This window comes from Kitasatospora sp. NPDC003701, assembly GCF_053587085.1.
The window spans coordinates 1-22,228 of the sequence record NZ_JBSFNM010000098.1 but is presented as its reverse complement, the minus strand read 5'-3'; the positions used below and the strand labels follow the sequence as shown (position 1 = coordinate 22,228).

The 22,228-nt window shown below is 74.2% G+C and carries 20 protein-coding genes; 12 read left to right on the top strand and 8 right to left on the bottom strand.

Features of this window, described 5'->3' with window-relative positions; genetic code table 11:
- The 4 genes from ACWDRR_RS42135 to lepB all read left to right on the top strand — a co-directional run.
- Positions 1-296 (top strand): CorA family divalent cation transporter (locus ACWDRR_RS42135; protein WP_449777623.1); only part of this gene is annotated, 296 nt, incomplete at its 5' end.
- Positions 297-571: 275 nt separating this feature from the next.
- The gene (locus ACWDRR_RS42130) at positions 572-1,657 is read left to right on the top strand and encodes a helix-turn-helix transcriptional regulator (protein ID WP_449777622.1); all 1,086 of its coding nucleotides are present in this window, start codon (positions 572-574) and stop codon (positions 1,655-1,657) included.
- Positions 1,658-1,814: 157 nt separating this feature from the next.
- Entirely contained in the window at positions 1,815-2,477 is a 663-nt protein-coding gene (locus tag ACWDRR_RS42125) for a helix-turn-helix domain-containing protein (protein ID WP_449777621.1), read from the top strand.
- A gap of 56 nt (positions 2,478-2,533) precedes the next feature.
- Positions 2,534-3,565 carry a signal peptidase I gene (gene lepB, locus ACWDRR_RS42120; RefSeq protein WP_449777620.1) on the top strand — a complete coding sequence of 344 codons (1,032 nt, stop codon included), beginning with the start codon at positions 2,534-2,536 and terminating at the stop codon, positions 3,563-3,565.
- 93 nt (positions 3,566-3,658) lie between these two features.
- Here lepB and ACWDRR_RS42115 read toward each other — a convergent pair whose 3' ends face one another.
- Positions 3,659-4,486, bottom strand: coding sequence for an alpha/beta fold hydrolase (locus tag ACWDRR_RS42115; protein WP_449777619.1), 828 nt, complete (start codon positions 4,484-4,486; stop codon positions 3,659-3,661).
- Between the two features lie 259 nt (positions 4,487-4,745).
- Positions 4,746-5,795 (bottom strand): hypothetical protein, encoded by a 1,050-nt coding sequence (locus ACWDRR_RS42110; protein WP_449777618.1) that lies wholly within the window; start codon positions 5,793-5,795, stop codon positions 4,746-4,748.
- A 319-nt stretch (positions 5,796-6,114) separates the two neighbouring features.
- Here ACWDRR_RS42110 and ACWDRR_RS42105 point away from each other — a divergent pair, with 319 nt between their 5' ends.
- The 3 genes from ACWDRR_RS42105 (at position 6,115) to ACWDRR_RS42095 (ending at position 8,663) form a co-directional block, all read left to right on the top strand.
- Positions 6,115-6,867: a hypothetical protein gene (locus tag ACWDRR_RS42105; protein ID WP_449777617.1), complete on the top strand. Its 753-nt coding sequence runs from the start codon at positions 6,115-6,117 to the stop codon at positions 6,865-6,867.
- A 143-nt stretch (positions 6,868-7,010) separates the two neighbouring features.
- Complete coding sequence (locus tag ACWDRR_RS42100; RefSeq protein WP_449777616.1) at positions 7,011-7,292, top strand: hypothetical protein; 282 nt, start codon at positions 7,011-7,013, stop codon at positions 7,290-7,292.
- A 177-nt stretch (positions 7,293-7,469) separates the two neighbouring features.
- Positions 7,470-8,663 carry a trans-sulfuration enzyme family protein gene (locus tag ACWDRR_RS42095; RefSeq protein WP_449777615.1) on the top strand — a complete coding sequence of 398 codons (1,194 nt, stop codon included), beginning with the start codon at positions 7,470-7,472 and terminating at the stop codon, positions 8,661-8,663.
- A gap of 27 nt (positions 8,664-8,690) precedes the next feature.
- On the opposite strand, the gene ACWDRR_RS42090 is transcribed toward ACWDRR_RS42095, so the two are convergent.
- Together ACWDRR_RS42090 and ACWDRR_RS42085 are read right to left on the bottom strand one after the other, a co-directional pair.
- Positions 8,691-10,466 carry a SpoIIE family protein phosphatase gene (locus ACWDRR_RS42090; RefSeq protein ID WP_449777614.1) on the bottom strand — a complete coding sequence of 592 codons (1,776 nt, stop codon included), beginning with the start codon at positions 10,464-10,466 and terminating at the stop codon, positions 8,691-8,693.
- Between the two features lie 127 nt (positions 10,467-10,593).
- Positions 10,594-11,067: a MarR family winged helix-turn-helix transcriptional regulator gene (locus ACWDRR_RS42085; protein ID WP_449777613.1), complete on the bottom strand. Its 474-nt coding sequence runs from the start codon at positions 11,065-11,067 to the stop codon at positions 10,594-10,596.
- Between the two features lie 90 nt (positions 11,068-11,157).
- On the opposite strand from ACWDRR_RS42085, the gene ACWDRR_RS42080 reads away from it, so the two are divergent.
- Both ACWDRR_RS42080 and ACWDRR_RS42075 read left to right on the top strand, forming a co-directional pair.
- A complete protein-coding gene (locus ACWDRR_RS42080) occupies positions 11,158-12,003 on the top strand; it encodes an SDR family oxidoreductase (RefSeq protein ID WP_449777612.1) in 846 nt (281 codons plus the stop codon).
- A 210-nt stretch (positions 12,004-12,213) separates the two neighbouring features.
- Positions 12,214-13,440 (top strand): ROK family transcriptional regulator, encoded by a 1,227-nt coding sequence (locus ACWDRR_RS42075; protein WP_449777611.1) that lies wholly within the window; start codon positions 12,214-12,216, stop codon positions 13,438-13,440.
- Between the two features lie 58 nt (positions 13,441-13,498).
- Here the strand turns inward: ACWDRR_RS42075 and ACWDRR_RS42070 are convergent, their stop codons facing one another.
- Positions 13,499-14,950, bottom strand: a complete 1,452-nt coding sequence (locus tag ACWDRR_RS42070) for a lamin tail domain-containing protein (protein WP_449777610.1) — start codon at positions 14,948-14,950, stop codon at positions 13,499-13,501.
- A gap of 432 nt (positions 14,951-15,382) precedes the next feature.
- On the opposite strand from ACWDRR_RS42070, the gene ACWDRR_RS42065 reads away from it, so the two are divergent.
- Positions 15,383-18,475, top strand: coding sequence for an AAA family ATPase (locus ACWDRR_RS42065; RefSeq protein ID WP_449777609.1), 3,093 nt, complete (start codon positions 15,383-15,385; stop codon positions 18,473-18,475).
- 80 nt (positions 18,476-18,555) lie between these two features.
- Here the strand turns inward: ACWDRR_RS42065 and ACWDRR_RS42060 are convergent, their stop codons facing one another.
- On the bottom strand, positions 18,556-18,927 hold the full coding sequence (locus tag ACWDRR_RS42060) for a hypothetical protein (RefSeq protein ID WP_449777608.1): 372 nt from the start codon (positions 18,925-18,927) through the stop codon (positions 18,556-18,558).
- A gap of 256 nt (positions 18,928-19,183) precedes the next feature.
- Here ACWDRR_RS42060 and ACWDRR_RS42055 point away from each other — a divergent pair, with 256 nt between their 5' ends.
- Positions 19,184-19,993 (top strand): arylamine N-acetyltransferase family protein, encoded by an 810-nt coding sequence (locus ACWDRR_RS42055; protein WP_449777607.1) that lies wholly within the window; start codon positions 19,184-19,186, stop codon positions 19,991-19,993.
- 59 nt (positions 19,994-20,052) lie between these two features.
- On the opposite strand, the gene ACWDRR_RS42050 is transcribed toward ACWDRR_RS42055, so the two are convergent.
- Together ACWDRR_RS42050 and ACWDRR_RS42045 are read right to left on the bottom strand one after the other, a co-directional pair.
- Complete coding sequence (locus tag ACWDRR_RS42050) at positions 20,053-20,271, bottom strand: DUF397 domain-containing protein (RefSeq protein WP_449777606.1); 219 nt, start codon at positions 20,269-20,271, stop codon at positions 20,053-20,055.
- Positions 20,268-21,113, bottom strand: a complete 846-nt coding sequence (locus ACWDRR_RS42045; RefSeq protein ID WP_449777605.1) for a helix-turn-helix domain-containing protein — start codon at positions 21,111-21,113, stop codon at positions 20,268-20,270. The genes ACWDRR_RS42050 and ACWDRR_RS42045 overlap by 4 nt, the downstream gene beginning before the upstream one ends.
- A gap of 368 nt (positions 21,114-21,481) precedes the next feature.
- Between ACWDRR_RS42045 and ACWDRR_RS42040 the strand changes: the two genes are divergently transcribed.
- Positions 21,482-21,925, top strand: coding sequence for an ATP-binding protein (locus ACWDRR_RS42040; protein ID WP_449777604.1), 444 nt, complete (start codon positions 21,482-21,484; stop codon positions 21,923-21,925).
- Positions 21,926-22,228 lie beyond the last annotated feature (303 nt).

Genomic DNA, 22,228 nt, shown 5'->3' with positions numbered 1-22,228 from the left:
TCCGGCAGATGCTGCAGAACATCCTCACGGTGAACGCGACGCTGGTCGCGCAGCGGCAGAACGAGGAGATGAAGCAGCTCGCCGAGGCGGGGCACGTGCAGAACGACGAGATCAAGAAGATCTCCTCCTGGGCCGCCATCCTCTTCGCGCCGACCCTGATCGGCACCGTCTACGGGATGAACTTCGAAGCCATGCCCGAGCTCAAGTGGGCCTTCGGGTACCCGTTCGCGATCGGTCTGATGGCCCTCGTCTGCACCGGGCTCTACCTGGTCTTCAAGCGACGCAACTGGCTCTGAGGCACTCCCGGCCGCCCGCCCGTCCTCACCCGGCCCGGTCGTCCGTCCTCGTCGTCCGTTCCCGTCGTCCGTCCCCGTCGTCCGGGGCGCGCCGCCGGGTCCGGGACGACGGGCGGGCGGGGCGGCGGCGTCCTCGCCGGCCGGGGGCACGCTCCCGGCCGGCCGGACTCCCGGGCCGGTACCGAAGTCGGTCCCCGACCCCCTCCCGGAGGTGGATCCGACCCCCGCCGATCGGCCCGTGTGCGGTGCTTGGTGTGCGTGCTAGTTTCCGGGCCATGGGATCACGTGGGGTACGCGCGGCCGCGGCACAACAGGCGATCGAGGGCTTGAGGGAGTTGGCCGGTGCGGGGCTGACGGCCGAGGCGGTGTTCCGGCGGGCCGACGAACTGCTGCGTGAAGTCCTGGCGTACGACGCCGTCTGCTGGCACACCGCCGATCCGGCGACCGGGCTGGTCAACTCCGTGCTGAGCGACGACCTCAGCCTGGACTCCTTCGAGGAGGCCGTCCGGCTGGAGGTCTGGACCGACGACCCCGCCACCTTTCCCAAGATCCGCCGCAGCGGGGTCCGGGCGGAGACGCTCAGCCGGGTGACGCAGGGGCGGCCGGAGCGCGCCGTCCGCTACCGCGAGCAGATCGTCCCGGCCGGGTTCGGTGACGAGATGCGCGCGGCGTTCGACGCGCACGGCGGGATGTGGGGCTGCGCCGCATTCATGCGGGCCCCCGATCGCGGCCCCTTCCTCGGCCGCCAGCGCCAGCTCGCCGACACCGCCGCCCGGCACCTGGGCAACGCCCTGCGGGCCAGCCACCTGCCGCCGGGCGGCGAGGCGGTCGGCGGGGCCGGGGTCGACGCGGGACCGGCCGTCGTGGTGCTGGGCGCGTCGAACCGGCTGCTCGCCGTCTCCGGCCCGGCCGAGGACCTGCTCGCCCGGCTCGCGGACCCCTCCCGCACCTCGCTGGGGCTGCCGACCGCCTTCGCGATGGCCGCCGAGCACGCCCGCCGGACGGCGTGCGGGCTGCCGGTGCCCCAGTCGAAGATCCGCATCCAGGCCCGCGACGGCCGCTGGTACGTGCTGCACGCCTCGCCGTTGCAGGGCTCGGCGGCCGGCGAGGTGACGGTCGTGGCGGCCCCGGCCACCCCGGCCGACGCGATGCCGCTCTACCTCTCCGCGTACGGGCTGACCGCGCGCGAGCAGGAGGTGGCCCTGCTGCTGGTGCGCGGCTGTGACACCCGGGACGTCTCGCGGCTGCTGGCGATGAAGCCGTACACCGTGCAGGACCACCTCAAGTCGGTGTTCGCCAAGGCAGGGGTGGCCAGCCGCCGCGAACTGATCGCACGGATCATGCTCGGCGGCGGCCACTGACGGGCGGCCACTCACCGAGGTCGCTCGGCGCGGGCTCGGCGCGGGCTCGGCGCGGGCTCGGAGGGAGCTCGGGGCGGTCGAGGCCTCGGTCACCCCCGGACCCGGTCGGCCGATGCCCGTTTGACAAATCCCCTTGCCGGAGCGGCAGATAGGAGCCATGGCCGACCACCCCCATGACAGTGCCCACGCCACCCCCCGCTCCACCGCCCAGGCCGGTACCGGCGACGCCGACGACGACCTCGCCGCCGTCCTGACCACGGTGGGCCCCCGGTTGCGGGCCCTGCGGCGCGAGCGCGGCACCACCCTGGCCAGGCTGAGCGCGGCGACCGGGATCTCCCTCAGCACGCTGTCCCGCCTGGAGTCCGGTCAGCGCAAGCCCACCCTGGAACTGCTGCTGCCGCTCGCCCGGGAGTACCGGGTGCCGCTGGACGAACTGGTCGGCGCCCCGGCCACCGGCGATCCCCGGGTCCACGCCCGCCCGTTCACGCGCGCCGGTCAGACCTTCGTCCCGCTCACCCGCCACCTTGGCGGGCTGCACGCCTACAAGCAGATCATGCCCCCGGGCCATGGCGCCGGCCCCGACCTGGAGCCACGGGTGCACGAGGGCCACGAGTGGGTCTACGTGCTGGCCGGGCGGCTGCGCCTGCTGCTCGGCACGCGCGACCTCGTCCTCACCGCCGGGGAGGCCGCGGAGTTCGACACCCGGACCCCGCACGCCTTCGGCAACGCCGGCCCCAACGCGGTCGAGTTCCTCAGCCTGTTCGGGGCGCAGGGCGAACGCATCCACGTCCGGGCGCGGCCGGGAACCTCCGTTCGTTAGCTGACAGCGGGGATTCCGAACCGGGCCCCGCCAGGCCGTTCGGAGGGGGCCCAGGGATGAGTGTCGAGGAGACCGCGGGGAGCGTGGTGGGCGGCGGTCCGGTCGGAACGGGCGCGGTCGACGGTGCCGGGTCCGGCGTCGAGAGCGTCAACGGTGCTGCCGGTGGTGCCGGTGATGACGACCCGCCCCCCGGTTCGAAGGGCCGGACCCGCCGGGCGGAGCGCAGGAAACGCCCGTTCTGGCAGGAGCTGCCGATCCTGGTGGTCGTGGCCCTGCTGCTCTCACTGGGCATCAAGGTCTTCTTCGTCCAGGCCTTCTCGATCCCCTCGGGGTCGATGCAGCACACCCTGGAGAAGGGTGACCGGGTGCTGGTCGACAAGCTCACCCCGTGGTTCGGCGCCACCCCCGAGCGCGGTGAGGTGGTGGTCTTCCGCGATCCCGGCGGCTGGCTGGACGAGCCGGCCGCGCCGTCCGGCAACTCCGTGGTGCAGGGCATCAGGAAGGCCCTGAGCGTGGTCGGCCTGATGCCCTCGGAGGACGAGAAGGACCTGATCAAGCGGGTGATCGCGGTCGGGGGCGACACCGTGGAGTGCAACGCCGGCAGCCCGGTGAAGGTCAACGGCGTCCCGCTGGACGAGCCCTACCTCTACCCGGGGGCGACGCCCTGCGGCGACGCGCCGGCCGGCACGGTCAAGGTGCCCAAGGACCGCATCTGGGTGATGGGCGACCACCGCAACGACTCCCGTGACTCGCGGTACCACACCGATGAGCCCGGTGGCGGCTTCGTCCCGGTGGACAACGTGATCGGCCGCGCGTTCGTCGTCGCCTGGCCGCTGGGGCACTGGGACACGCTCCCCGTCCCCGGCACCTTCGACCAGAAGGCGCTGAACAACCAGAACGCGACGGGCCAGCAGCAGACGGACCAGCAGCAGACCGGCGGGCCGCAGCCGCTGGGCGGGCCCGGGGCGCTGGAGGAGCTGCCGGCGCCGGAGGCCGCCGCGCTCGCCGCGGCCGTCCCGTTCGCGCTCTGGCGCCGCCGCCGAGGCGCCGAGGGGCGCGCACACCGGGAGAGCAGCCGGGAGTCCTGAGGCGGAGCGCCGCGCAGCCCGTCACCCGCGGGACCGGGGTGACGGGCTGCGCGCGAGCTGCCCCGGGGGCCGTTCGGGCCTCGGGGCAGCTGCTCAGGCCTTGAGGAAGTCCAGGAGGTCGGCCTCGAAGGCGGCCCGGTAGGCCCCGTGCAGACCGTGCGGGGCGCCCGGGTAGACCTTGAGGACGTTGTCCGGGACGATCTTCGCGGTCTTCAGCGCGGCGGCCGCGATCGGGACGATCTGGTCGTCGTCGCCGTGCGCGATCAGCGTGGGGACGTCGATGCGCCGCAGGTCCTCGGTGAAGTCGGTCTCGGAGAACTGCCGGACGCATTCGTACGCGCCGCGCGCGCCGACCTGCATGCTCCAGAGCCAGAACGCCCGGCGGATGCCCTCGGCGCCCTTGAGGTCGGCGCCGGGGCGGTTGAACCCGTAGAAGGCCTCGCTGAGCTCCCAGTAGAACTGCGAGCGGTTGCCGTCGACCCCGGCCCGGATGTCGTCGAAGCCCGCCAGGGGCGAGCCCTCCGGATTGCCGGGGCCCTGCAGCATCACCGGCGGGACGGCGCCGAGCAGGACGGCCTTGGCCACCCGCGCCGTCCCGTGCCGGCCGAGGTAGCGGGCCACCTCGCCGCCGCCGGTCGAGTGACCGACCAGGACGGCGTCGCGCAGGTCGAGCTGCTCGATCAGCTGGGCGAGGTCGTCGGCGTAGGTGTCCATGTCGTTGCCGTGCCAGGGCTGGTCGGAGCGGCCGTGACCGCGCCGGTCGTGGGCGATCGCGCGGTAGCCGTGTTCGGCGACCAGCCGCAGCTGCTCGTCCCACGCGTCGGCGTTCAGCGGCCAGCCGTGGCTGAAGACGACGGGGCGGCCGCTGCCCCAGTCCTTGTAGAAGATCCGGGTGCCGTCGCCGGTGGTGATCGTGGGCATGGTGCTCCTTCGCACGAGATGCGGAACGGGATGCGGAACGGGGGCGGCCGGGGCGGCGGCCGGGGCGGAGCCGCTCGATCGGCCCGGTGCCGCACGGCTGCGGCCCTCCGCCGACGCTAGGCCCGGAACGGGCGCTGCGCACCGTGAAGGTCACTCTCCGTCAGTGTGTCGGCCGGAAATCGGCGGCCGAACGGGTGAACGGAGGCCGGCCGGACCGCGCCGACGTGGTCGCCGGCCGCTCCTCGATCACCGCGTACGTCTACTGCCCGCGGAAGATGCCAGAGATGACGCCTCCGCGCTCGATCCCGAACCTGACCATGAACGGCACCGTCATAGCACCCAGGGGCCCAAGGGAGTCCAGAGGTGCAGGCAGGCTGAGCTGTGTTGTCCCCCATGCCATCGCAAGTCCGGCAACCCAGCACGGGAGAATCCAGAGCCGATCGCGCGACTGATGAGGGTCGTCTTGTACGAGCTGTTCGGCGGGAAGGAGCTCCTTGTACGCCTCGCGCGAGTAGTTCTCAGCAATGGTCAAGAGCAACACGAGTAGTTCGCGTCGCGCGGCTGCCGGGTCGGCGTCCAAACGACCTTCCGCCGCGCGGAGTGTAGCCACGACGCGCTTCACGTGGGCCTGGATGTCTTTTCGGCGGTACCGCGGGATGTCTATGTGCTTCCACACCATCCGCTTCAGCAGCTTCACAGGCTCCTGTACCGGTCTGACCGTGTCGCTGCCGGTTGATCCGCAGAGCACGGCGGCGCGGACCAACGCGTCCACCAAGCGATAGCGGGCACGTGTGCGGTAGGTCTCGAAGGCATTTGGGCAAGGCAGGATCCACCATGCGATGAGACTGGCGGCTGCCGGGTAGATGAGCGGGATGAATGTGGGGAGGTAGCGGAGGGCCGCTATGGGAGGAGCGGGATTTGAAGATCGGGGAAGTCCGGCTAGATGAGCCAGTCGTCCGACTTCGTGATAAAGGAAAGGAAGCGTGTCATAGCCAACCACCAGCACGAGGGGTGCGAACACCAGGACTGCGGAGAAGCTGTACTCGTAGTCCCACAGCCGCCTGAGTGTCATGTCCAGCTTGGGAATCTCGCCCTCTGTCACGTGGGCACGCGAGAGGACGTCATTCAGGGCGTCCGCCGTTGCGGTGCCCCTGGCGACGACCCTTCGTTGCAAGGCAGCATGCACCGAACGCAAGTTTCCCCCTTGGTCATTGATGTCTCCAAACAGGATGCCACTGGGGTCTGTCAAGGGTTCCCGGTTCGGCCGTCGAGCCCGGCGCCGACGCGGGCGCCGGGCAAAGCTGTTCACACCCGCAGCTCCTTGGCTACCTGGAGGGCTGTGCGAACGCGCTCTTCACGCTGTTCCGTTCCGTGCTACGGACGATGACCTCGACCTCACCGCGCCGGCCGAGCCGTGCCGTTACGGAGTTCAGGGCAGCCTGCTCGGTGAACAGGGCCCGCTCGAACTCCCGTGCTGGACTGTCGCTGAGCGGTAGCGGGTGAAGCAGCGCGTTGCTCAGCCGGTTGAGCCAGCCCCGGGGTGGGCTGCCCCTGGTGCGATGGCCCACGGCATCGCCCCAGGTCGGCGGTGGTCCAGCGGACCGGCCGGGCCGCCCTATGCTGGCGCCATGACTGAACTTCCCGGCTTCGCCGTGCTGTTGGCCCGACTGCTGGACCACCGGGGCGTGGAGCCCGCCGAGCAGGCCCGCCGGGCGGGCGTCGCCGAGGCCGAACTGACCGCGGTGCTGGCCGGCGGCGCGCCGGATCCGGCGCTGCTGCGCCGTCTCGCGCCCGTGCTCGGCCTGGACACCGCCGACCTGTTCGAGATCGCGGCGCTCCCGCTGCCGGAGGACCTGGCGCCGGTCGGCGGGATGGTCACCACCTCGATCGCGAGCGTGGTGCGGTTCGGCACGGCGCTGCCGGCCGACCGGCGGGCCGAACTGCGCGCCTTCGTCGCCTCCTTGCCGCCCGCGCGGCAGGTGGGACGGATCGAGGGGCTGCCCGCCTCGGCACCGGCCGCCGACCCGTCGTCCGCCGGGAACCTGCTGATGCGGATGGTCACGTCGCGCAACCTCGGATGGACCGGAACGGCGAAGGTCTTCCGCCAACTCACCGGCCGCTACTGGATGTCCGACGCCTACGGTCGGATCGCCTCCGGTGCGGAGGCGCTGACCCCGGAGCTGGTCGCCGACTTCGCGACCGTGCTGGGCCTGCCGGCGGGCGACCTCGCGGCGCTCCTCGGCATGCCGCTGCCGCCGGAGGCGTCCCGGCCGGACGACGCGGTGGCGGACGGCGCCCTGCTGCTCCGGGGCCTGCGGCGGCTGGGCGTCGAGCAGCTGCGCGAGGCCGAGGACCTGGCGAGGTCGCTGCAGTCGGCCTGACCGCCCGGGTGTTCCGGCCAGGAATCTCTACACGGCTGTAGAGTCTTTGGGGTGGGCTGTACGCCCGGTCGCACGGCCGTTCCGTCCGGGAGCCGTCGGCCGCACCGGAACGGGAGGGCGCAACCGTGGTGGAGGGTCGGGGCATGCCCGTGCTCGAAGGCGAGTGCGGTGGGCGGGTCGGGTCCGCGGGAGTCGGGACCGGGCCGGGCGAGGGCCCGGTGGATGCCGAGGTGGAGTGGGTCTACCAGCCCGTCGAGGTGCACTTCGGCGACGGCCGGTGGGCGCTCGGGCGGATCAGCGGATGGTGGCAGGACGCGGGCGGGCTGCGCTGGTGCCGGCTGCGGGTGGCCCGGAGCGGGCGCCCGGCCCACTGGGAGCCGTTCGACCCGGCGCGGGTGGTCCTGCTGCCGGCCGGCGGGCTCTGACCGTCTCGCTCTCCGCCCGCACCGCATGACGGCCGTCTCGCTCTCCGCCCGCACCGCGTGACGGCCGCCTCGTTCTCCGCCTGGCCCCGCATGACGGCCGCCCCGTGCGGGCCCGGGGGCCACTTGATCGTGATTGGCCCTGGGCAGGGCCGGCCGCACCGGCCGAGGATGGACGGCATGAACGACTTCGACAGCGCGCTGCGCCCCGAGAGCCGGATCGTCCACCCGCCCGTCCAGGAGGTGACCGGCAGTCGCCCGCTGGGGGTGCCGCTGCACCAGAGCCACCTGTTCGCCTTCGAGGACAACGACGCCCTGACGCGCGCGTTCGGCGGGCCGGACCAGGCGTTCGTCTACAACCGCTACGGCAACCCGACGGTCCGCTCGCTGGAGACGGCGGTCGCCGGGCTGGAGGGCGGCGCGGGCGCGATCGCCACCGCCTCCGGCATGGGGGCGATCAACACCGTGCTGCTCGCGCTGCTGAGCTCCGGCGATCACGTGATCGCCCAGCGGAGCCTGTACGGCGGCACCTTCGCGGTGCTCGCCGACCTGGCCCGGCGCTGGGGCGTGGAGGTGACCCACGTCGCGGGCGACGACCCGGCCGAGGTGCGGGCCGCGCTGCGCCCCAACACCCGGCTGCTGCACCTGGAGACGATCTCCAACCCGACCACCCGGGTCACCGACCTGCCCGGGCTGATCGCGGTCGCCAGGGAGGCCGGGGTGCTCAGCGTGGTGGACAACACCTTCGCCACCCCGCTGCTCTGCCGGCCGATCGAGCACGGCGCCGACATCGTGGTCCACTCGGCCACCAAGTACCTCGGCGGCCACTCCGACGTGCTGGCCGGCCTCGCCGTCTTCGCCGACGCCGAACTCCACCGCACGGTGTGGAAGTACGCCGTCGAACTGGGCGCCTCGGCCGACCCGCACAGTGCCTGGCTGACGCTGCGCGGCCTGCAGACCCTGGCCCTGCGGGTGCGCCGGCACTGCGAGAGCGCGCTGGAGCTGGCGGGCCGGCTGGCCGCCCACCCGGCCGTCACCGCCGTCCACTACCCGGGCCTGCCCGCCCACCCGGACCACGAACTCGCCGGCCGGCTACTGTCGCAGGGCCACGGCGGTGTGCTGGCCTTCGACCTGGCCGGCGGGCGGGAGGCGGCCCGGACCTTCACCGAGTCGGTGCGGCTGGCCTCGCTCGCCCCCTCGCTGGGCGGCGTGCACACCCTCGTCCTGCATCCGGCCAGCACCTCGCACCGCCAGCTCGACGACGGGGAGCTGGCCGCGGCCGGCATCGGCCCCGGCACCGTCCGCATCGCGGTGGGCATCGAGCACCCCGAGGACCTCTGGGCCGACCTCGACCAGGCGCTCGCCAAGCTCTGAGCACGCGCGGGGACGCTGCCGCGGTGGTTACGGCCGGGCCCGGGGCCTGGCGGCCAGGACGGCGATGTCGTCCTCGGCCGGGCCGGCGGCGGACGGCCCGAGCGCGTGCAGCACGGCGTCGAGCAGGTCGTCCAGCTCGCCGGCGGCCGGCAGCCGCAGCCCTGCCAGCCGGTCGAGCGAGGCGTCGATGTCCTCGCCCCGCCGCTCCACCAGGCCGTCGGTGTACAGCAGCAGGGTCTGGCCGGGCAGCAGCTCGCGGGTGGCCTGCTCGTAGCCGCCGAACCCGGTGCCGAGCGGCGGGCCGGTCGGGATCCGCAGCAGTTCGTTCGGCCGGTCGGGGGCGATCAGCGCGGGCGGCAGGTGGCCCGCGCTGGAGAGCGTCCAGCGGCCCCGGCCCGGGTCGGCCAGCGCGAGCAGGCAGGTCGCCGGGCGGGCCGACTCGTTGGCCGCGATGACGGTGTCGAGCTGACGCAGGATCCGGTGCGGCGGCAGGTCCATGCCCGCGACGTCGCGCAGCGTCGAGCGGTAGGTGCTCATGTCGACCGCCGCCTCGACGCCGTGGCCCATCACGTCGCCCATCACCAGCAGGGTCCGCCCGAACGGCAGCCGCACCGTCTCGTACCAGTCGCCGCCGACCACCGAGCTGGTGCCGGACGGCAGGTAGCGGGAGGCGAGTTCGAGGTTCTGGTGCGGGCTGCCCGGTTCGCTCAGCAGGGCCCGCTGGAGTTCGAGGGCGATGCCCTGCGAGCGGGTGTAGCGGCGGGCGTTGTCGATGCCGGCGGCGGCGCGGCCGGCCAGGTCGCCGATCAGCGCGGCCTCGTCCGGGGTGAAGCCGGGCGAGGCGGCCGTCCGGGCCAGGGTGAGCAGTCCGACCAGGTGGCCCCGGGCGGTCAGCGGCACGACCAGCAGCGAGACCACCCCGGCGGCCCGGTACGCGGCCGAGGTCGCCGGATCCGGCGCGGTGCCGGCCGCCTCGTCCTGCGGGAGGCGGTCGACGAGCACCGCGATGCCGCCGGTCAGGGCGCGGGCGGCGGCCGAGCCGTCCCGGTGGCGGACCGACTCGCCGGGCCGGGCCAGCGCGGCCACGGCCTCGCGCAGGCCCGGGACGCAGTCGACGGCGGCGCGGTGGAGGCGGACGCGCGGGGTGCCGGTGGTGCGGGCGGTGGCCTCGGGCGGCAGGATGTCGACGGTCACCAGCTCCGCGAGCCGGGGGACGGCGAACGCGGCCAGCTCGGCGCAGGTGGTGTCGACGTCGAGCGTGCTGCCGATCCGGTCGGCGGCGGCGTCGAGCAGCGCCAGCCGGGCGCGGGCCCGCTCCAGTTCGCGCCGCAGCTCGCGCTCCGGGTCGGGGTCGTCGAGCACGACCACCACCACCCCGGTGATCCGCCCGGCGCGCTCCAGCGGGCGGTAGCGCACCCGCAGGCCGGGCGGTACGGGCGCACCCGCGCCGTCGGGGCCGCCGGTGGCCCGCTCGCGGGTCCGGCCGTCGGCCAGCACCCGCCGCAGCGTGTCGGCCGCGTCGGCGAACGCCGTGCCGTCGACCGGCCGGCCCAGCAGGTCGGCCCGGCGCAGGCCGGTCACGGTGGTGAACGCGGCGTTCAGGTACTTCCAGCGCAGCCGCTCGTCCAGCAGGGCCACGCCGACGGGCGCCACCGCGAGCACCTCACGCAGCAGATCCGGGCCGTCGCCCTCCGTGACCGCGCCGGTGCCCGCGGCCGGGGCCGCCGCCGCCGTCGCGCGGGACCGCGCGTCCGGGCCCGCGGGGGTGGCGCCCTCTCCTGCTTCGCCGTGCCGGAACCGCATACTCACATGATCACGCCCCGGACTGCGGCACGCCCAAGGACCGGCCAAAGCTTGACCGACCGGTGGTGGTGTTGTAATCGGCCCGCCGGGGTCCGGGTGCTGCCGGTCGTGTCGGTCGCCGGACCGCTCAGGCCCCGGGGGCGGGCGTGGCCGGCCGCTTCAGCTTGGCCCAGACGGTCTCCAGGGCCGCGATGTCCGCGTCGTCCAGCCGGTCGTCGAAGGCCTCGGCCAGCACGGCGCGCCGGGTGGCGTCGGCGGCGGCGAAGACCCGCCGGCCCTCGGGGGTGAGGGCGATCCGCACCGAGCGGGCGTCGACCGGGGAGGGGGCGCGCTCGACCAGGCCGCGGGCCTGCAGCGAGTCGGCCACCCGGGACACCTGGCTCCGGCTGAGCAGGGTCTTGGCGCCCAGGTCGGAGGCGGCCACCGGTTCGTCCTGCCCCTGCAGCCAGAGCATCACCTCGAACCAGGAGAGCGGCAGGTCGTGGGCCTTGCCGAGGGCCTGGTCGACCTTGGTGCTCAGGGTGGTGCCGGCCCAGACGAGGCCGTAGAAGGCGTGGTCGCGGGCGGTGAGCTCGCCCAGGGTGAGTTCGGTGCGCGCCATGCCGGTCACTCTACCTGTTTGCGTGTGCGTGCACACGGATTTATGGTGTGTGTGCACGCACACAACGTCGAGTCCGCCGGGAGCGCCCGCATGACCACCACCCGTATCGCCCTGATCACCGGCACGTCCTCCGGCATCGGCCTCGCCGCCGCCGTGGCCGTCGCCCGCGCCGGACACCACGTCGTCGCCACGATGCGCGACACCGCCCGCTCCGGCGCGCTGCTCGCCGCCGCCGAGGCCGCGGGCGTCGCCGACCGGATCGAGGTCGCCCGGCTGGACGTCACCGACCCCGGTTCGGTCGAGGCCTGCGTGGCCGAGGCCGTCGCCCGGCACGGGCGCCTCGACGCCGTCGTCAACAACGCCGGCGCCGGCTACGTCGGCACCCTGGAGCAGGACGGCCTGGAGCCGGTCCGGGCCACCATGGAGGTCAACTTCTTCGGCGTCGTCGACGTCACCCGGGCCGCGCTGCCGCACCTGCGGGCCGTCGGCGGCCGGGTGGTCGCCGTCACCAGTGTCGGCGGCGTGGTCGGGCAGCCCTTCAACGAGGCCTACTGCGCGGCCAAGTTCGCCGTCGAGGGCTTCATGGAGTCGCTGGCGCCGGTCGCCGCGACCGTGGGCGTCAAGGTCACCGTGGTCGAACCGGGCGCCGTGGCCAGCGAGTTCGTCGCCAGCCAGGGCCTGGACATCCCCGCCCTGCTGGCCGCCGCCGGCCCGTACGCCCCCGCGTTGGGCGCCTACGTCGAGCGCACCCGGGCGGCCTTCACGCAGGCGCAGACCCCCGAGCAGGCCGCCGAGTCGGTGGTGGCGGCGCTGACCGCCGAGCACCCGCCGTTCCGGGTGCAGACCTCCGAGCGGGCCCGCGCGTTCGTCGGCGCCAAGCTCGCCGACCTGGACGGCTCCGCGGTGCAGCAGCTCACCGGCGGCTGGGTCGGCTGACCCCCGCCGGGCGGGGCGGCGGCCCGCATGCGGGAGGCGCCGCCACGGACCCTCCGGTCGAGGACATGCCAGGTCAGCGGGTGGATCGCGGCACATGCCCCGCGGGGGTTCCGGCCGATGGGCGGATTGACGACCGGTCATACTGGGCGAGGCCTCAGCACGGGCCAGGGCGCCGACGACGGCGCCGCACCGCCCAGACCGGAGGAACCGATGAGCCGCCACCTGCCGACCACCGTTCCGCCGGGCGGGACGCCGGCGCAGCCGTGGAACCGGCAGCGGCTGCGGAGCAACAACGAGTGGCTGCTGCTCGAACTGCTGCGCACCGGCGGACCGTCCTCGCGCGCCCAGCTCGCCCGCGACACCGGGCTGTCCAAGCCCACCGTCTCCGCGGCCCTGGCCGCCCTGGAGCAGGCCGGACTGGCCCGCGAGGCCGGCCGGTTCGTGCCCGAGCGCGGCCGGACGGCCGTGCTGTACGAGCCGGACCCGACGGCCGGCCACGTGCTCGGCGTGGACATCGGCCGGGCCTGGCTGCGGGTCGCGGTGGCCGACCTCGCCGGGCGGATCGTCGCCCGCCGGGACGTGCCCAACAAGGGCCGCTCGGCGAACGCGGTGGCCGACGCCGTGGTGGCGGCCGCCCGGGAGACCGCCGCCGAGGCGGGGCTGGCGGCCACCGACATCGTCCACGCCGTGATCGGCACCCCGGGCGTCTGGGACGAGCAGCGGCGCGGCGTGCGGTACGCGACCAGCCTGCCCGGCTGGGGCAGACGCGGACTGTTCGACCGGATCGCGGAGGGGCTGGAGACCGCCATCACCGTCGGCAACGACGCCAACCTCGCCGCCCTCGGCGAGTTCACCCTCGGCGCCGGCCGGGGCAGCCGGATGTTCGCCTACCTGCTGATCGGCACCGGCCTCGGCGTCGGCGTCCTCAAGGACGGCGAACTGCTCTCCGGCGCGCACGGCGCGGCGGGCGAGGTCGGCCTGGTGCCGCTGGCCCCCGGGGCCGACGGCGGGCCGACCGGGACGATCGAGCAGGCCGCCGGGGCCGACGCGGTGGTCCGCACCGCACTCGGTCTCGGCATGCGCGGCCCGCTGACGGCCAAGCAGGTCTTCGACGCGGCCCGGACCGGCGACCCGCTCGCCGCCCGGGCGGTCGAGCACGAGGCGGAGCAGCTCGCCTACGCGGTCGCCGTCCTCGCGGCCGTCCTCGATCCCGATCTGGTGGTGCTCGGCGGTGGCGTCGGCGGCAGCGCGGACCTCCTGCTGGAGCCGCTGGAGCGCGAACTGCACCGGCTCACCCCGCTGCGCCCGAAGCTCGCCCCGAGCGGGCTGGGGGAGGAGGCGGTGCTGCTCGGCGCCGTCGCGACCGCCCTGGAGACCGCCCGCCCCGAGGTCTTCGAGCGCCGTTCGGCGCTGGCGGACCACGGCGCGTCGCTCTGACGGGCCGCCCTCCGCGGTCCGGGCCGGAGCGGCCGGGACCACCGAGGGCGGCGGCCGTTCAGCAGCTGACGGTGCCCCTGCGCAGCGCGTGGCCGCCGGTGTTGCCGTCGTCGGCCCAGTAGACGGGCTTCGAACCGGCGGTGCACTCCGCGGCGCCGGCCAGCGCGAAGCCCTCGTTGTTCAGATCGGCCATGCCGCTCGGGCGGTTGAAGACCGCGGTGGTGGCGAAGGCTCCGTTCGCGCCGACCTGCATCGTCCGGTGCTGGCCGCCGCAGGTGTCGTCGCACACCACCCACAGGCGCGAGGCCTGCGGCTCCCACTGCAGCTCCATGACGCCGGCCATGCCGCTGCCGACGGTGGCCACCCGGGTGAACGCCCCGCCGTCCTGGAGCACGAAGCCGTGGATCGTGCCGCCCTCGACGCCGACGAAGAACACCCCGCCCGTGTGCGCGCCGTACCCGGCCGGGTCGTAGACCGCGCCGGTCGACGCGTCCTTGAACCCGGCGCCGGTCAGATAGCCGTCGGGGATCCAGGTGATCCCCTCCAGCCCGAGGTTGGAGCCCACCGGCGGCAGGGCGGAGGTCAGGTTCCACTCCTTGGCGGCGGTCAGCGCGGTGCCCGTGCCGGCCACGTCGTAGCGCAGCACGGAGAGCCTGCTGGTCCCGGAGGAGTCGCCGTTGCGCTCGCTCGCGACGAACACGCCGCCCGCCGCGCCGGCGCCGGTGAGCGTGACGCCCTCGCTGTCGGGAGAGCCCGAGCCCCCCGGGAAGCGCAGCGTCTTGCCGGAGGTCCAGCCGTTCGCGGTGTCCGGCTTCCACCCGCCGGACCCGTTCGGCAGCAGCCGCCACAGCCTGCCGGAGTTCTGCGCGCCCCACAGCACGCCGCCCTCCTGGTAGAGGCCGCTGAGGTCCGAGCCGAAGACGCCGGACGCGTCGGCGGTCGCCACCGAGCCGCTGCCGGGCCAGGCCACGGGCGTGCTGCCGCCGGTGGTGCCGCAGGCGTTCGCCGCACCGAGGGTGAGCGCGGCCTTGCCGAACGCGCCGGTGCCGTCGGGGCAGCGGGACCACGACGGGGACGAGTGCTCGCTCCAGCTGAAGCTGTCGACCAGCGTGCTCCCGTTCGGCAGGTACAGCCGCGCCTTGTCGGAGGAGCCCAGGCCGAACTTGCCGTGGACGTCGAAGGCCCGGTAGGCGCCGGGCGCCAGCGTCGTCCCGGCGGCGATCGCGTACTTCGAGCCGTTGTCGTCGTCCTTGAGGATCCACCCCGAGACGTCCACCGCGGCGGTGCCCTTGTTGTAGAGCTCGACGGAGTCGTCGACGTCCCCGGTGGTCACCACCTCGTTGATCCGGATGTCGTCGGCCGCGGCCGCCCGGGCGGGCGTGGCGCTCAGCGCCCCCACCGGGCCGGCGACGGCGACAAGGAGGAACGCGAGGCTTCGACGCCACCGCGGTGCGCGCGCTTCGGTCACGATGTCCGTCCCGGGGTCGTCCTGACAGGCCGCCACCACCATCCCGGCACCGGCCCAACTGACGCCCGCCGCCGGGCGAGCGCCGCATGAACACCGGACGAACCGGCGGGCGCCGGCCCGCCGGCACGCGTGCGTGCCCCCGGTGTTCCCGTGGCCGCCCCGCTCGACCCCTCTGCCCGGCCCCTCGGGTCGTGTGTCGGCGCGGAACACCCCCGGGGCGCCCGGGGCCGGTGGCCTCCTCCGTGACGGGCGAAGGTCCGTGATGCTTTCCGATGGAAGTCCAAAGCCCTTACAGCGAAGGAGATGTGAGGTAGCGTCATAAGTTCCGCACAGCCGGATCCGGGGACGCGACCCGTCCGGGGCGGGGCGGGGGCAGGGGCAGGGGCGGCAGCGGTCGGGGGAGCGAGTCGGGCGGGCCGTGGGCCGTCCCGATCGGTTCGCCCCGTCGGCGGCACGGACTCTTCGAGGGGCTGGATGGAAACGGTGGACTGGTCGTGGGCCGGCCGGGAACGCGACGGCGTGCTCTGCCACGGGTCGACGGGCGACAGGCCGTACGCGGTCCGCCTCCCGGGGGTGATCGCCGGGCCCCCGCCCGCCGACCCCGTCGGTCTCGTCGGCCGGGACGCGGACCTCGCCGAACTGCGCGCCGCGCTCACCGGCGAGGGGGAACCGTGCGTGGTCGTCACCGGCCCGCCGGGCGTCGGCAAGAGCACGCTGGCGCGTCGGACCGGCCACGCCCTCCGGGCGGACGGGCACTTCCCGGGCGGGCTGCTCACGGTCGAGCTCCACGGATCCGACCACGTCCGCCGCCAACGCCCCGAGCGTGCCCTCGGCCTCGCGCTGCGCGCCGCCGGACTGCCGCCCGAGCACATCCCGCCCGAACCGGCCGACCGGGCCGCACTGCTGCACCGCACCCTGGCGGCCTACGCCGCCCAGGGGTGCCGGGTGCTGCTGCTCCTGGACGACCCGGCCACCGACGACGACCTGACACCGCTCCTGCCCCCTCCCGGAACGGCCGGAGTACTGGTGACGGCGCGCCACACCCCCCGGGACGTCCCGGGCACCCTCCACGGGCTGGCGCCGCTGCCCACCGCGGCCGCCACCGACCTGCTGCGGGCCGAGCTGACCGCCCGCGGCGCCCGGCTGCCGGCCGACGCCGCGCACGGACTCGACCTGCGGCGCCTCGCGAAGGCCTGTGGCGCACTGCCGCCGGCCCTGCTCGTGACGGCGGCCACCATGGCCCGGACCGGATCGACGGCGGCCGACACCTGCCGGGAACTCGACCGGCTCCGGACGGGCCTGGAACGGCTCGACGGACCCGTGCGGACCCTGGCGGCCGTCCACCTGCTCGCCCTGGGCGCGCTGGGCACCGGACCGACCCGGCTGCTGCGGCTGACCCGCCTCCTCCCGGGGCCGGACTTCTCCACCGACACCGTCCGGGACCTCGCCGGGCCCTCCGCCGACACGGTCGCGGCCGACCTCGCCGAGCTGCTGGCGGTCGGGCTGGTCGCCCCGAGCGGCGCCCCCGACCGGTGGCGGTCCACGCTGCGCGCCGACGACGACCTGCCGCTGACGGTTCCGGCCCGCAGGGCGACGCCGAACGGCGCGGCCGACGAGGCACGGGAGGCCCTGGACCGGCTGGTCCGCGCCCACACCGAGCGGGTCCGGGCCGCCTGCCTCCGGCTGAGCCCCCTGCGGCGCAGCCCCGGGGCCGATCCGCGGGCCTTCGCCGACCGCGCCGCCGCGCTCGCCTGGCTCGACGCGGAGCACCCGACCTCGGCGGGGCTGCTGCGCCGGGCCGCGTCCACCGGTGGGCCGGACGCCGCGGCCGGCCTCGCGGAGGCGCTCGACCCGTACCTGGAGCACGGCCTGCACCGCGACGAGCTCGCCGACGCCGCCGCCCTCGTCGAGGCCTTGGCCGGCGAACGCGGCGACCCCGGCGCGGAGTTGGCGGCCCTGGTGCGGCTCGGCCGGCTGCGCTGCCTGGACGGGCGCCCCGAGGAGGCCCTCGCGCTGCTGCGCCGGGCGGCGGAGGGAGCGCGGCGGCTCCGGCACTGGGAGGTCGCGGCGTCGGCGCTGGCCGCGCTGGCCGAGGCCTGGCGGGCGGTCGGTCGGCCGGAGGAGGCGGCGCGGGAGGGTCGTCGCGCGGCCGCGATCGCCGCCCGGATGAGCGGCGACCCGGAGGTCGAGTACCGGGGGAGCCTGCACGCGGGGATCGCGCTCGCGGAGAAGGGGCGGGCGAAGGCCGCCGCGAAGGACCTGAGCCGGGCCGTCCGGGTGGCCGAGGCCGCCGGCGACCAGCTCGGCACCGGCGTGGCCAACGTGCAGCTCGGCCTGGTCGGCCTCGACCTGATGGGCCGGGCCCTGCCCGCCGGTGCGCTGTTCGCGCTCGCGTTCCACGCCTTCCGCGAGGCCGGGGACCGGCGCCGCCACCTCGTCGCCCTCGCACTGGCCGGCCGGGTGAGCGGCGACCAAGGCCTGAAGTTCCTGGCCGAGGCGGCCGAGGGACTGCTCGACCTGGGCGACGAACTCGCCGCCCACCTCGTGCTGGAGGAGACGGGTGACACGCTGGCGGACCTCGGACAGCACGAGCAGGCCGCTGCCGTCCACCGCGCGGTCGCCGACTTCCGCGCCCACGCCGGCGACCCGGCCGGCCGGGCCCGGGCGCTGACCGCGCTGGCCTCCTCCCTCGCAAGGCTGGAACGCCACGACGAGGCCGTGGACCGGGCCGTCGAGGCGGTCGCCCGGGCCCGGGAGGCCGGGCGACCGGCCGTGCTGTCGGCCGCGCTGAGCGGTCTGGGCAGGTCCCTGCACGGCGCCGGACGGCCGCTGGAGGCGGTCGACCCGTTGCAGGAGGCGGTGACCCTGGCCGTGGCGGAGGACGACGTGCCCGCCGAGGTGTGGGCGCTGGCCCTGCTCGGCTCGGCGCTCACCGTGGCGGGCCGGTCCACCGAGGCCGCCGCCGCCTTCCGGAGGTCCCGGGCGGCGGTGCGCCGGATCCAGGAGCCGATCCCCCGGGCGGCCGTCCACCCGGCCCGGCCGGAGCAGCCGGCGGCGCCGCCGGTCACGGTGGTGGAGGCGACGGTGGCCCCGGGGACCGTCCCGCCGGGCGCCGCCGCCCGGGCGCCGCGGCCCGGCGGGGCCGGTGCGGCGCGCTCCGGCGCGGCGGACGAGAAGGGCTCGCACTTCCGGCGCGCGTCCGCCGCCTACGCCCAGGTGGCGGTCCTGTTGGCGCTCGCCGCCTGGGCGGCCTGCGCGCTCGGCGGGCCCTGGGCCACCGCGGCGGCCGCCGTCACCGGGGTGAGCGCGGTACTCGCGGTGGTGGCCGCGCTCTCCTTCCGCGACGCCGCCGGCGCGGACGTCGCGACGCCCGTTCACCTGCTGCTGCAGGCCGTCTGGCGGCTCCTGCCGGTGCCGGTACTGCTGCTGCACGCGCTCTCGCTGACGCGTGACGAACTGCGTCTCACCGGGGCCGTCCCGAGTCTGGCGAGCCTGGTGGCGTACCTCGCCCTGACCGTCCTGGTCCGGCGGGCCGGACGGCTGGGCAGGCTGGCCCTGGGGGTGTAGCGGGTGATTTCCGCGCGTCACCCGGGTCCGGGCGTCACCCGGGTCCGGGTGGCGCGCGGGGGCGGGGCCTTACGGGAACATCAGCGGCCGAAGAGCCTGCGCTTCGGTTGGGGCGCCGGCTCCGGAACCTTCGCCGCCTCCGGCACCTCCGCCACCAACGCGGCCACCGTCACCCGGAAGTGGACGCGGGTGGACCGGTCGGTGATCCGGACCAGCAGGGTGCCGTCCGGCAGCCGGTAGATCCGTCGGCCGTGTCCCGCCCCGATGTGGGAACGCGACTGCGGCAGGTAGGTCCTGGCCAGCTCCTCCGCCAGGGCGTCCGCGGCCTCCCGGTCGGTGGCCTGCCGCTCCTTGGCCAGTTGCCACCGGTGCACGTCGGGGCTGAAGTCGGAGGTGCTCCCGTTGTTCCGGTCCTCCTCGACCAGCGCGTACCAGTCCCCGTCCGAGACCATGCCAGGCCACCCCCCTTGATCGAGCGGCAAGACTATCCCTTCGGCAGATCGGCCCGGGCGGTGGTGCCACCGGCCCCGGCGGACTCCACGGCGGACTCGGGCCCCGGAGCGAGGGGCCACCTCTCGGAGGTCCGCGTTCCTCGCCGGCCCGGCGCCGCAGGCGGGAGTTCGAGGACAGGCCCTAGGACGTGCGGCCCACCGGGATCGGGACCACAGGCGGAGGCCGCTACTCCTGCCCGGTTCGTACGGTGATGGTATGACCGTTGATCTGGAGAAGTACTTCGCACGCATCGGATGGGAGGGTGAGCCCGGGCCCACCTCCGCGACCCTTCGTTCCCTGCACCACGCACATGTCCTCGGCATACCGTTCGAGAACCTCGACGTGGTCACCGGCTCGGTGCCGTCGGTGGACGTCGATGATCTGCAGACCAAGCTCGTCGAAAGCTCCCGCGGCGGTTACTGCTTCGAGCACAGCACCCTGTTCGCCGCGGTGCTGGACCAGTTGGGCTTCGAGGTCACCCGGCTCACCGGCCGGGTCCGCGCCGGCGCGCGGCCCGGGGACATCCGGCCGCGGACCCACATGGTGCTGGCCGTCCGGGTGCCCGGCGATTCCGGCCGCTACCTCGCCGACGTCGGCTACGGATCCCGCGGCGGCCTGCTGGAGCCCCTGCCGATGATCCCCGACCTGGTCCGTGAGGGTGCCGGGCGCACCCACCGCCTCGTCGTCGAGGGGGCGGACGGTCCCGCTCCGGTGTGGGTGCTCCAGGCGAGGAAGGGCGACAGCTGGGAAGACCAGAGCGCGTTCACCCTGGACCCGGTCCCCACCCCCGACATCGAGATCGCCAACTGGGCGGTGGCGACCTTCCCGCGCTCGCCCTTCCGGCGGTTCTACGTCCAGCGCACCCTGGCCAACGGTCACCTGCGGCTCGACGGGCGGACCTTGACCCGGACCGATGCCGCGGGTACGGACTCGGTCCGGGAGGTGGAGAGCGCGGACGAGCTCTGCGAGGTGCTGGAGTCCGAGTTCGGAATCACCCCGCCGCCCGGTGTCGGCGCGGCGTTCTGAGCCGAACGTCCGGTAGCCCCGCGCCGATGCGGCGCGGGGCTACCGGACATGAGGGTAGGTCAGACTTCGGTGGAGAAGTCGCCGGAGCGGACTCCGGCGACGAAGGCCCGCCAGGCGTCGGCCCCGAACGCGAGCGCGGGGCCGTGGGCGTCCTTGCTGTCCCGGACCATGACGGTGCCTTCCAGCGCGCCGCACTCGACGCAGTTGTCGTTGGGGTCACTGGCCAGTGCCTTCGTCCACTTCACGGGAAGGGCTGAGGCGATGGGGAAGTGGGTCACTTGAGCTTCTCTCTCTTCTCTGCGATGAGGCTGAGCGACTGGTCGAGGTCGAGAGCAGTGGCCATGATTTCGTCGAAGGCAGCTCGATAGATGTCCACGTGATCCGGGTCCTCGACCCAGTTGCCGCCGAGCATGCCGCTCTGGAGGACAAGGTCAAGGTCGCGTTGCCGGAACTCCAGTAGGGAGAAGGGGCCGGTCATCCCCGGGTGCGGCGGGGCCATGGCAGGCATGACCTGAACATTGACGTTCGGGAGTCCGCTGAACTGAAGGAGCTTGTCCAACTGGTCAACCATGGCTCCCTCCGCCGCACCCATGGAGAGCGCTGACTCGTGGATGACCGCCCATAGCTTCAGTGGATTCTCAGCTCGGGTCAGGACGGACTGGCGATTGATTCTGACGTCAACCCGCTCTTCGACGCTCGGCTTCTTTATGACACCGCTGGCAATGATGGCGTGCGCGTACTGGCGCGTCTGGAGTAGCCCGGGGATGTAGGCGGACTCATAGGACTTCATGCCGGAAGCCGTCTCTTCGAGTCGGATCAAGTCCGTGTAGAGCGGGTTCAGTTGCTCGTACCCAGCCATCCACCCCGGCCTACGCTTGTCCCGAAGGATCTCGACGAGGACTTCCTTCAGCTCCGCGTCGCACTCGTAGAAGTCGAGGAGCGCGCGGACGACTTCGGGCTTCAGCTGGACCCGGGCGTTCTCGTATCTGCTGAGCTTCACCAGGTTGACGCCCTCGACCTGGGCGACCACCTCTTCGGCCGAGAGGTTCTTGAGCTCGCGAAGTCTCCTGAGCTCGGCCGCGATGCGTCGGTAGCGCACGGCTGGCACTGCAACTGCCATGTACGTAACCCCTCCTGAGCTGTCCGTGACCAGTGTGCATGCCGTCGGTGGTGCTTCGCCACCGCCGTCAGGAGCCTAGAGGTGGCACCTTGGCCCTGGGGGTGAAAGTTTTCATATTTGCTCGACATGACTTGCAGTGCCATCGAGCTGTGCAGCATGCTGGGCGTAGCGGAGTGATGACACACAGTGACATGCGTGGCTGGTGGCAGTGCTGTCTCCGCTGATGGTTCACGCCCTCATTGCGTTTCGCGTTCTCCTCGCCTCGCAGTTCACGTGAGTGACCACGACGGCTCGCCACCAGGTGTCCCGCTGCCTCGTGCCTGCCGTTTCCGTGGCCTGATGCCCCACACTCGGAAGGTGGCTACGCCATGCCCGAAACCGTTGACCAGCCTCCCCTCTCCGTCGGTTCGGCGAGTCGCTGGCTCCCGCGCAGTCGCCGTTCGCCCGCCGAGGCGCGCGGGCTCCTCGAGCAGCTCCTCGCCGGCGCTCCCGGTGGCCAACGTTTCGCCGATGTCGGGCTGTTGCTCGTCTCGGAGCTGGTCACCAACGCCGTTCTGCACGGCACGCCCACCGGTAACCGGGTGCGGTTGGTGCTCTCCGTCGACCACGAGCGTCTCCGGATCGAGGTGCACGACGCCCGCGCGGACCGGGGGCCGGTGCTTCGTGCGGGCTCCAGTGAGGACGAGTCCGGGCGAGGGCTGATCCTCGTCAAGTCCCTCTCGCTGCGCTGGGGTTGCTGCCCGCGCGAGGGCATCGGCAAGATCGTCTGGGCCGAATGCGGCCCCGGGGCCGCCCCCGGGGGTGACCGGTGATCCGAATCCTCCACCCCTGGTGGTTCCGCCACTGCTCGCGTGCCCGCGCCGCTCGGCTCCTCCCCGTCGCTCGGCTCCTCCGCGCCGAGCGGCGGCGCCTGGATGCCGAGTTGGCGCAGCACCTCCCCGAGGCGGCCCGCCGGATCAGGCGACGCGTCCAGCACGAGCTCGACCTCCGCTGACACGCCGGCGGCCTCGGAGCCGGGCTCCGAGGCACTCGATCTTTCTCCGCTTCCCGGACAAGCCCAAGGACCGCATCATCGGCCTGCCGGCCTATGTGCGCGGCGGCGAGGAGCCCTCGTC

Bases quoted from the DNA above. Each gene is read 5' to 3' on its own strand.
- lepB (WP_449777620.1), top strand. From the start codon at position 2,534: ATGAGTGTCGAGGAGACCGCGGGGAGCGTGGTGGGCGGCGGTCCGGTC.
- ACWDRR_RS42080 (WP_449777612.1), top strand. From the start codon at position 11,158: ATGACCACCACCCGTATCGCCCTGATCACCGGCACGTCCTCCGGCATC.
- ACWDRR_RS42040 (WP_449777604.1), top strand. From the start codon at position 21,482: ATGCCCGAAACCGTTGACCAGCCTCCCCTCTCCGTCGGTTCGGCGAGT.
- ACWDRR_RS42075 (WP_449777611.1), top strand. From the start codon at position 12,214: ATGAGCCGCCACCTGCCGACCACCGTTCCGCCGGGCGGGACGCCGGCG.
- ACWDRR_RS42105 (WP_449777617.1), top strand. From the start codon at position 6,115: ATGACTGAACTTCCCGGCTTCGCCGTGCTGTTGGCCCGACTGCTGGAC.
- ACWDRR_RS42065 (WP_449777609.1), top strand. From the start codon at position 15,383: ATGGAAACGGTGGACTGGTCGTGGGCCGGCCGGGAACGCGACGGCGTG.
- ACWDRR_RS42115 (WP_449777619.1), bottom strand. From the start codon at position 4,486: ATGCCCACGATCACCACCGGCGACGGCACCCGGATCTTCTACAAGGAC.
- ACWDRR_RS42100 (WP_449777616.1), top strand. From the start codon at position 7,011: ATGCCCGTGCTCGAAGGCGAGTGCGGTGGGCGGGTCGGGTCCGCGGGA.
- ACWDRR_RS42060 (WP_449777608.1), bottom strand. From the start codon at position 18,927: ATGGTCTCGGACGGGGACTGGTACGCGCTGGTCGAGGAGGACCGGAAC.
- ACWDRR_RS42130 (WP_449777622.1), top strand. From the start codon at position 572: ATGGGATCACGTGGGGTACGCGCGGCCGCGGCACAACAGGCGATCGAG.
- ACWDRR_RS42045 (WP_449777605.1), bottom strand. From the start codon at position 21,113: ATGGCAGTTGCAGTGCCAGCCGTGCGCTACCGACGCATCGCGGCCGAG.
- ACWDRR_RS42085 (WP_449777613.1), bottom strand. From the start codon at position 11,067: ATGGCGCGCACCGAACTCACCCTGGGCGAGCTCACCGCCCGCGACCAC.
- ACWDRR_RS42095 (WP_449777615.1), top strand. From the start codon at position 7,470: ATGAACGACTTCGACAGCGCGCTGCGCCCCGAGAGCCGGATCGTCCAC.
- ACWDRR_RS42125 (WP_449777621.1), top strand. From the start codon at position 1,815: ATGGCCGACCACCCCCATGACAGTGCCCACGCCACCCCCCGCTCCACC.
- ACWDRR_RS42070 (WP_449777610.1), bottom strand. From the start codon at position 14,950: ATGGTGGTGGCGGCCTGTCAGGACGACCCCGGGACGGACATCGTGACC.
- ACWDRR_RS42090 (WP_449777614.1), bottom strand. From the start codon at position 10,466: ATGCGGTTCCGGCACGGCGAAGCAGGAGAGGGCGCCACCCCCGCGGGC.
- ACWDRR_RS42055 (WP_449777607.1), top strand. From the start codon at position 19,184: ATGACCGTTGATCTGGAGAAGTACTTCGCACGCATCGGATGGGAGGGT.